At 44.5% G+C, this 9,892-nt stretch carries 7 protein-coding genes; 5 read left to right on the top strand and 2 right to left on the bottom strand.

Annotated features, from left to right (window positions below):
- Nucleotides 1–1,624, bottom strand: a 1,624-nt coding sequence (locus AACR09_RS05660; protein ID WP_228010952.1) for a heparinase II/III domain-containing protein, incomplete at its 3' end; no start/stop codon positions are given.
- 2 nt (nt 1,625–1,626) lie between these two features.
- On the bottom strand, nt 1,627–3,834 hold the full coding sequence (locus AACR09_RS05655; RefSeq protein ID WP_193836142.1) for a heparinase II/III domain-containing protein: 2,208 nt from the start codon (nt 3,832–3,834) through the stop codon (nt 1,627–1,629).
- 333 nt (nt 3,835–4,167) lie between these two features.
- On the opposite strand from AACR09_RS05655, the gene AACR09_RS05650 reads away from it, so the two are divergent.
- The 5 genes from AACR09_RS05650 (at nt 4,168) to AACR09_RS05630 (ending at nt 9,807) form a co-directional block, all read left to right on the top strand.
- Nucleotides 4,168–4,503, top strand: coding sequence for a cupin domain-containing protein (locus AACR09_RS05650; protein WP_193836141.1), 336 nt, complete (start codon nt 4,168–4,170; stop codon nt 4,501–4,503).
- Between the two features lie 34 nt (nt 4,504–4,537).
- Nucleotides 4,538–5,470, top strand: a complete 933-nt coding sequence (locus tag AACR09_RS05645) for a sugar kinase (RefSeq protein WP_193836140.1) — start codon at nt 4,538–4,540, stop codon at nt 5,468–5,470.
- Between the two features lie 73 nt (nt 5,471–5,543).
- Complete coding sequence (locus AACR09_RS05640) at nt 5,544–6,170, top strand: bifunctional 4-hydroxy-2-oxoglutarate aldolase/2-dehydro-3-deoxy-phosphogluconate aldolase (RefSeq protein ID WP_017069898.1); 627 nt, start codon at nt 5,544–5,546, stop codon at nt 6,168–6,170.
- Nucleotides 6,171–7,019: 849 nt separating this feature from the next.
- Complete coding sequence (locus AACR09_RS05635) at nt 7,020–8,786, top strand: sodium:solute symporter family transporter (protein ID WP_004733505.1); 1,767 nt, start codon at nt 7,020–7,022, stop codon at nt 8,784–8,786.
- 256 nt (nt 8,787–9,042) lie between these two features.
- On the top strand, nt 9,043–9,807 hold the full coding sequence (locus AACR09_RS05630) for a transporter substrate-binding domain-containing protein (RefSeq protein WP_017095159.1): 765 nt from the start codon (nt 9,043–9,045) through the stop codon (nt 9,805–9,807).
- The last annotated feature ends 85 nt before the right edge of the window (nt 9,808–9,892 follow it).

Below are 9,892 nucleotides of genomic sequence, written 5' to 3'. Positions count from 1 at the left end.
TCTGGCCAGAGTGGTGAACTGGTAGGTCGTACTGGTGCTCAGCGTCAGCTTCGATGCGGTATACATCAATTACAAGTGGCTTCTCGAACTCAGGCAGATCAGCAAGAATCACACTGCGTTGCATGTCTACGCCAGTGTAGTACTCAGAAATGGTGCCGCTCATGCCTTGTAGAGACTGGTCGTCTGCTACGAAGAAGTGCTTCTGACCAAACTTAGACTCAGCCAATGCTGTGTTGAAGTTGTTCTGCGTTTTCTGATCAACCGTTACTGTGTTGTGAGCAACCGTCTGCTTACAGTAAGACTTGTTCTCTGGGATGTAACGACCGCCAAACTTAGGCTCAACGTTTACCCAACGACCGAAGCCGTAATCGTGCAGCACTTCGTGGCCACGGTTGAATACGCTTAGGTGCAAGCCATCGTAGTGACCGTGGTCTAGAGCAGAGTGGTACTGGTGATCAGAACCGTGTTGACCAAACCAGATCAACGCCATCGTGTCGTCATCTTGCTCGTCACGGTGACGAAGGATGCTTACGCCGCCTTTTTCGCCTTCAGGGCCGTCGGTTACAAACAGGCTACCCCAGTTGAATGCTTTGATGTCGTCTGCTGAATCAACCGCGTCAGACAATGTTTTACCTGAAGCATGAACCCAAACGTTTTGTTGGTGGTTAGCCATACCAAGCAGAGTTTCAGTCTGCTCGTAACGGTGGTAACACACAGACGTTGCCATGATAACGCCTTCATCGTTGATAGAGATTGTCTTCGATGAATCGTTCAGAGCTGGCAATGTACCGTCTGGGAATGCCGTTTTGAATACAGAGTAAGACGTTGTCTTGATCACTGAATCGTTGAATTCATAGATACCAACTTCAGGCTGACGACGTTCAATCGCCTCTGCAAACAGGTAGATTGGACGTAGCGAGAAACGGTGGTAGTAAGGACCTTCCATGTAGTAGCCGTCTGGCGAGAACAGTTGGTCAAGTTGCGCTAAGAAACCGCCGCTTACTTTGTCTAGTTTCAGGCCGTAAAGCGCTTTGTCTACAGACTCTTGATCGTTGATTGCGTAACCACAGATACCTACCGCTGCCACTGCCCATAAGCCGTGGTTGTGTACGATATCGAAGTCGTGTGCGTAAGTCACAACGAACATTTCGATCATTTGCTTAAGAAGATCGTCTTCGATCAGACGCTTTTGCTCTTCAGAGATCGTGTGGTAGATGCAGCTGTACGCGCAAGAAGCGTAAAGCATCCACATGTTCTCGTTCAACGTTTGGTGGAACAGCTTACCCGGAGGGTTAGAGTCACGGCTTACGTTGCTTTCAAGTGTTGGGTACACCGTCGCGTACGCTGTTAGCATATCAACGATGTAATCTCGGTATTTTGTTTCCTCAGTGATAAGGAACAAACGACCTGCTAGATCCATATGGATGTAGTTTTGCTTGTGACGGTTGTGCTCGTAACCGCCGCCTTCACCGTGACCTGGTACTTCAATGCCAACTTCCGCCATGTAAGCGTCAGTTTGTTTAATATCGCGAGTCAGTGCGTTACCTAAAAGGCTATCCTTGCCAAGTTCTTTACGAAGTTCAGCTGCTTCATCAAAGTTAAGTAAAAGTGGTTGATAGCTCATTATTATTTCCCCTGCTCTGCAGTGCTAAGTTCTTCTGAATTCGTTTCTTGTAAAGTTGTCTCTACTGAGTAGAAGCCTTTCCAGCTGTATACTTTGCCGTTCAGTTCTACCTTGTGTTCAGTGTTGTCGGTTGCGCCAAGCTGGTTGCTGATCATCACTGTCACGTTTGATTTCTCTGTGGTGATCTCAACTACCGAACCGACATTGGTGTGAGCCACGACTTTGATGTCTTTCACAACACCACGTGCATTGACAGATTGCTCGAATTCTTCGTTGAAATAACCGTGCGTTTCAACAACAGAAGCAAACAGTGTTGTTTCGCCCTTGCTGCGTAGAATGAACGCAGGCTCTGAACGTAGATTGAAACTTGGGTCGTTAGCGCCAGTGCGAGTAAATATTACTTCAGCATTATCGTTAGACGTTGCACCTAACCATGTGTAGTAGGTGTTGTTTTGTAGCCAGCTTACAATTGCTGTGCCCTTCACTTCACCGCTTGCGACGTTCCATAGGTGTTGGTAACCGAAATCGTCACCTAGAGTGTTCAGCTCTTTGTTTGCTTGGTATTCAAAGTTAGTACGAACAATCTGACCTTGATATTGGTGTGAGTAATCGTATTGATGCTCGCCTTCGCCGCCTTTCTCAGAATCTAAGCGGTATAAGTCTAACAATAACGGAGATTCTATCTCTTCAAGGTTTAGCATGAACACGCTGCGTTGCATGTCAAAGCCTTGGTAGTGATCGTTAGCAAATGCACTCATGCCGTTGATTTGCTCATCTTCTACTTTAAAGAAGTGAGGTAAACCGTGTACAGCGTCTGCACGTTCAACGTCAAAGTTGTTCTGACATTTTTCATCAATCGTTACTGCGTTGTGAGCAATCGTTTGACGAGCGTAAGATTTGTTTTCGTCTAGGTAGCGGCCGCCGAATTTTGGCTCCACGTTAACCCAACGACAGAAACCGTATTCACGTAGCACTTCTTGACCGCGGTTGAAGAAAGAAATACCCAGCGTATCAAAGTTGCCGTGACCCATGCCGTGCTGGCCGTAGTTCATAACAAGTTGAGAAACGTCGCCTTTCTTGTCCTGCATGCGGATAAAGCCTTGCGCGCCGTTGTGACCTTGAGGGCCTTCATTCAATTCAACACTAGGCCAGAAAGGCATGCCGATTTCTTTCTCTGCAGAAGCGGCTTCGTAGGCTTTAGATAGCTCAAGACCACATGGGTGCATCCATACTGCGTCTTGAATCTTCGCCATACCCAGAATATTTTGGTCTACGCCGTTTTCAGAAGAGTAGTGCTTACTGTAAACACTTACCGCAACCTGAACACCCATGTCTGTGATACCCATTGTACGAGAAGCATCATTCAAAGCCGGGAACTCACCGTTCGGGTAAGCCGTCGCAAGCATCGCTTGTACTGTGTTGCCAATCACGCCACCTTTGTAGTTATAGATATCTACTTCAGGCATATGACGGTGAATCACTTCAGCAAACACACACGTTGGACGAATCGCGTAACGGTGATAGTAAGGACCTTCCATGTAGTAGCCAGAAGGTGCAAATAACTGAGAAACTTGCGCTAGGAAACCGCCAGTATCATTACGGTCAATTCCGTACACTGACATTTCTAGGTATTCACGTTTGCCTAAAGCAAGACCACAAATACCCACAGCGGCTACAGCCCAAATACCGTGATTGTGAATACGGTCGAAGTCGTGTGCGTATTTAACGGTGAACATTTCTAGCATGGGTTCAAAAATGCGAGACTCAATGTTGTCACGCTGCTCTTGTGTCAGTGTTGAAGCAACACAAGAGTAAGCTAAGCTTGAGAACATTAACCAGCAGTGTTCGTTCAGGATTTGGTGGAACAAACGACCTGTAGGGTTGGTGTTTTTCTGCACGTGGTAATCAAACGCTAGATATTTGTCTGCGTACTCTTCTAGTAATTCTGTAACAAAGTCAGCGTATTTTTGCTCTTTAGTGATCAAGAACATGCGACCAGCTAGGTTCATGTACGTGTAATTTTGCTTGTGGCGGTTATGTTCGTAACCCCCAGCTTCACCATGACCCGGGACATCAATAGGTAAACGCATGAATGCTTCTAGGTCTTTCGCGTTCGCTGCAATGGTTTTGCCCATTAAGCTAGAACGGCCCACTTCAAGATGAAGCTGTTCGATTTCAGCTTCAGTCAACAATACTGGTTTAGTCGTCATATTCTTTGTCACCCTCAATAAAGAGTTTATCTGCTTAAACTTTGATTAAATTTTCAAACTCCACATAAAGTAATACAATATGAGCTTTAATTATACCTATTCGTCGCCAAATGATGAGTAGAGTCACATAATTCACCGTAAGCCATTGATGCAGTTAACTAATGCCAGATACCAAGCATTTCTTAAGTTGTTGATTCATTTACGCTATATAAAGTATCGCTTGATCAATATCACACAAATTTAGATATATTGTATTACAATTAAGCTCATTCCCTTATGATGGATGCAAGTTAAGTAACACTTAAAAGATTTAAACAGATTAGGAGATACACAATGAACTCTTTCTTTATCCTAGATGAAAACCCATGGGAAGAACTTGGTGGCGGCATTAAGCGTAAAATCGTTGCTTACACTGACGATCTTATGGCTGTACACCTGTGTTTTGATAAGGGCGCGATTGGTCACCCTCATACTCACGAAATTCACGACCAAATCGGTTATGTTGTTCGTGGTAGCTTCGAAGCTGAAATCGACGGCGAGAAGAAAGTGCTTAAAGAAGGCGATGCTTACTTCGCTCGTAAACACATGATGCACGGTGCGGTTGCACTAGAACAAAACAGCATCCTTCTTGATATCTTCAACCCTGCGCGTGAAGATTTCCTAAAATAATAACTAGCGCAACCTCAGTTGCTAAGGTAAGCATATGAAATCATTAAACATCGCGGTCATTGGCGAGTGCATGGTTGAGCTACAAAAGAAACAAGACGGGCTTAAGCAAAGTTTTGGTGGCGATACGCTGAATACTGCACTTTACTTATCTCGCTTAACAAAAGAGCAAGATATCAACACGAGCTACGTAACTGCACTAGGCACTGACCCATTCAGTACCGACATGTTAAAAAATTGGCAAGCGGAAGGTATCGACACGAGCTTAATAGCTCAGCTGGATCACAAACAACCAGGGCTTTACTACATCGAGACCGATGAAACTGGTGAACGCAGTTTCCACTACTGGCGTAGTGATGCTGCAGCGAAGTTCATGTTTGATCAGGAAGATACGCCTGCTCTTCTTGATAAGCTGTTCTCTTTTGACGCGGTTTACTTAAGTGGTATTACGCTGGCAATCTTGACAGAAAATGGTCGCACGCAGCTATTCAACTTCTTAGACAAATTCAAAGCTCAAGGCGGCCAAGTATTCTTCGACAATAACTACCGACCTAAACTTTGGGAAAGCCAACAAGAAGCGATTTCTTGGTACTTGAAAATGCTTAAGTACACAGATACGGCTCTGCTGACGTTTGATGATGAGCAAGAGCTATACGGCGACGAAAGCATTGAACAATGTATTACACGTACGTCTGAGTCTGGTGTGAAAGAGATCGTCATTAAACGTGGCGCGAAAGACTGCTTAGTGGTTGAAAGCCAAAGCGCTCAATACGTTGCACCTAACCCTGTAGATAACATCGTTGATACGACTGCCGCTGGCGACTCGTTCAGTGCAGGCTTCTTGGCCAAGCGCTTGAGCGGTAGTAGTGCTCGTGATGCTGCATTTGCAGGTCATATTGTGGCAGGAACCGTGATTCAGCATCCAGGTGCTATCATTCCTCTAGAAGCGACGCCTGATCTGTCTCTATAATTACGCACTTTAACTATTAATCAAGGGTTTGCTTAGTTGAAAGCAGGCCCACATTTAACGTGAGAAAGAATTCATGACGACATTAAATGAACAACTAGCAAACCTAAAAGTAATTCCTGTAATCGCGATCAACCGTGCTGAAGACGCTATCCCTCTAGGTAAAGCGTTGGTTGAAAATGGCATGCCATGTGCAGAAATTACACTACGTACAGAATGTGCAATCGAAGCGATTCGCATCATGCGTAAAGAATTCCCAGACATGCTAATCGGTTCAGGTACGGTACTGACTAACGAGCAAGTTGACGCATCTATCGAAGCTGGCGTTGATTTCATCGTAAGCCCAGGTTTTAACCCACGTACTGTTCAATACTGTATCGACAAAGGTGTTGCAATCGTACCGGGTGTTAACAACCCAAGCCTAGTTGAGCAAGCAATGGAAATGGGTCTTCGCACGTTGAAGTTCTTCCCTGCTGAGCCTTCAGGCGGTACTGGTATGCTTAAAGCACTAACAGCAGTTTACCCTGTTAAATTCATGCCTACTGGTGGCGTAAGCTTGAAGAATGTTGATGAATACCTATCGATCCCTTCTGTTCTTGCGTGTGGCGGTACTTGGATGGTTCCAACTAACCTTATCGATGAAGGTAAGTGGGACGAACTAGGCAAGCTGGTTCGTGACGCAGTTGATCACGTTAACGCTTAATCTGTTTTAGATTTGGTGATAAAGCCTCACTTCGGTGGGGCTTTTTGTTATCTGGCGTTTATTGCGCTGACTAACAGTAAAACACGCTCAATCAACGTTCTGTTTCCCCATACCCTATCGCCGTTCTCCCTATGGCCTCGTACAGCTCCGTGACTAAGACAAACAAGAACGAGTGAAATCGACCTCGGTATGCATCTAGCGAAGCGTTACTGGTGCTCCCTACCGCTTATTCAGCTCCTTACCCATCCCTTTATCCGACAATATTCCTTTGCAATACGTCGTCAAACATCTCTCATAGCATGCACTGAAGACCACGATAGACAAAGTGAGCCGAAAGTGTGTCCCGTCGTCCAATTTAACGCCGACTCAGTGACAAACATTCCAAATACGCGTCTCTCTAGCACGAAAAAATTAATCAATAGCATGGAAAGGCGACAGAACCGCAGACAAACAAAAAATAGCGATGAAAAAACAATGAGCTACACTTGAAACCCCAATACAAAAATTTTCAGTATAGAGTTCCAAATTAACGTGGATGTCGTCGCACAACCGCACTCAGTTGTAGCATATTTGTTACGGTTATAATTAAAATCTTATAAATAAGGCAAACTAAAGCCTCATTACTTATATTGTAATACATATAAACATTTTGACTTCAATTTATCTTGGATCTAGAGTAATTCATAAAAACAATTAAACTAAATAAAAACAGCAGGTTAGGTTAACTTACTGTGCATACCCAAAAATCAATGCGACCCAGATCATACTAAAGACATATTGTAGTACAAATAAACCTTTGAACGCGTTAATCTAAGCCCAGTTAATTATGATATTTAAAAGGCTGAAAAGATGACTATTGATACTTTTGTTGTTCTCGCCTACTTCTTCTTTTTAATCGCTATTGGTTGGATGTTCCGTAAGTTCACCACGTCGACTAGTGATTACTTCAGAGGGGGCGGCAAAATGTTGTGGTGGATGGTTGGTGCAACCGCCTTCATGACACAGTTTTCAGCATGGACGTTTACAGGTGCCGCAGGACGCGCGTTCAATGACGGTTTCGTTATTGTAATCCTATTCTTAGCCAATGCTTTTGGCTACTTCATGAACTATATGTACTTCGCTCCAAAGTTCCGCCAACTTCGTGTGGTAACGGCGATCGAAGCTATTCGTCAGCGCTTTGGTAAAACGTCTGAACAGTTCTTCACATGGGCAGGTATGCCTGACAGCCTTATCTCTGCGGGTATCTGGCTAAATGGTCTCGCTATCTTCGTAGCAGCGGTATTCAACATCCCAATGGAAGCAACCATTGTGGTAACGGGTATGGTTCTAGTATTGATGGCAGTAACAGGCGGCTCTTGGGCGGTTGTTGCTTCTGACTTCATGCAAATGCTTGTTATCATGGCGGTTACGATTACTTGTGCGGTTGCAGCTTACTTCCACGGTGGTGGCCTAACTAACATCGTTGCAAACTTCGACGGCGACTTCATGTTAGGTAATAACCTTAACTACATGAGCATCTTCGTACTTTGGGTTGTGTTCATTTTCGTGAAGCAGTTCGGTGTAATGAACAACAGCATCAATGCGTACCGTTACCTATGTGCAAAAGACAGTGAAAACGCACGTAAAGCGGCAGGCCTAGCATGTATCCTTATGGTTGTTGGCCCACTAATCTGGTTCCTACCACCTTGGTACGTAAGTGCATTCATGCCTGATTTCGCATTGGAGTACGCTTCAATGGGTGATAAAGCGGGTGATGCTGCTTACCTAGCATTCGTACAGAACGTAATGCCAGCAGGTATGGTTGGTCTTCTTATGTCAGCAATGTTCGCTGCAACAATGTCTTCTATGGATTCAGGTTTGAACCGTAACGCTGGCATCTTTGTAATGAACTTCTACAGCCCTATTCTTCGCCAAAACGCGACTCAGAAAGAGCTGGTTATCGTAAGTAAGCTAACCACTATCATGATGGGTATTATCATCATCGCGATTGGCTTGTTCATTAACTCTCTACGTCATTTGAGCTTGTTCGATATCGTAATGAACGTAGGTGCGTTAATTGGCTTCCCAATGCTTATCCCTGTACTACTTGGTATGTGGATTCGTAAGACGCCTGACTGGGCTGGTTGGTCTACGCTAATCGTTGGTGGCTTCGTTTCTTACATCTTCGGTATCTCGCTTCAAGCAGAAGACATCGAGCACCTATTCGGTATGGAAACAGCGCTTACTGGCCGTGAATGGAGCGACTTGAAAGTGGGTCTTAGCTTAGCGGCTCACGTAGTGTTTACTGGTGGTTACTTCATCCTAACTTCTCGCTTCTACAAAGGCCTATCGCCTGAACGTGAGAAAGAAGTTGACCAACTATTCACTAACTGGAATACGCCGCTAGTAGCGGAAGGTGAAGAGCAGCAGAACCTAGATACTAAACAGCGTTCAATGCTTGGTAAGCTTATCAGCACAGCAGGTTTCGGTATCCTAGCAATGGCTCTGATTCCAAACGAACCAACAGGACGCTTGTTGTTCCTACTATGTGGTTCGATGGTACTCACCGTTGGTATCCTGCTGGTTAACGCATCTAAAGCTCCGGCTAAGATGAACAACGAGTCAGTTGCTAAATAGCTAAATAGCTAAATAAGCAGCTAACAAGTTAAACCAAAATGAAGCCCATGTTATTCGATAACATGGGCTTTTTGTTTGTCTACGGTTTATCAAAATGGAATATGAAACACATGTTTATCAATGTTCACAAATCAATAGCGTTACCTATCTCCTGCCCTCGTTTTATCTTCTTTTACAACCTTTCCAATGGTTTGATCTCTTTCTCTGATTGTTTCTGTTACTTTGAATAACAACACAAACACAACAGATAATTACAATGAAAAAAACATCACTATTACTTGCTTCCATTACTCTGGCACTTTCTGGTGTAGTACAAGCTGACCAGCTAGAAGACATTCAAAAATCAGGCACACTTCGCGTCGGCACCACAGGCGACTACAAACCTTTTTCTTACTTCGACGGCAAAACCTACTCTGGTTATGACATTGACGTAGCCAAACATGTTGCAGAGCAGTTGGGCGTTGAATTACAGATTGTTCGTACCACATGGAAAGATCTACTGACCGATCTAGACAGCGATAAATACGACATCGCGATGGGCGGTATCACGCGTAAAATGCAGCGTCAGTTAAACGCAGAACAAACTCAAGGTTACATGACCTTTGGCAAGTGTTTCTTAGTTGCGAAAGGCAAAGCAGAACAATACAACAGCATTGAGAAAGTGAACCTCTCTTCTGTGCGTGTTGGCGTCAATATCGGTGGGACTAATGAGATTTTTGCGGATGCTAACTTGCAAGACGCGAGCTTTACACGTTACGAGAACAACCTAGACGTTCCGCAAGCCGTTGCAGAAGGTAAAGTTGATGTGATGGTGACAGAAACCCCTGAAGGTCTGTTCTATCAAGTGACGGACGAACGTCTTGAAGCGGCACGCTGTGAAACACCGTTTACCAACAGTCAATTCGGTTACCTGATACCAAAAGGTGAACAACGCTTGTTGAACACAGTGAACTTCATTATGGATGAGATGAAATTGAAAGGCGTCGAAGAAGAGTTCCTGATCCACAACTCTCTTAAGTAACGTCTTTTTCAATTTATACAGTGACAAAAAAGAGGCCAGCAATGCTGGCCTCTTTCGTTATGGTTAAATGGTTCGCTTTTAGTTT

The sequence above is a fragment of the Vibrio sp. OPT20 genome, assembly GCF_963889365.1.
Classification (GTDB): Bacteria; Pseudomonadota; Gammaproteobacteria; order Enterobacterales; family Vibrionaceae; genus Vibrio; species Vibrio splendidus.
The sequence above is the reverse complement of the archived record's forward strand: the minus strand, read 5'-3'. Positions and strand labels throughout refer to the sequence as shown.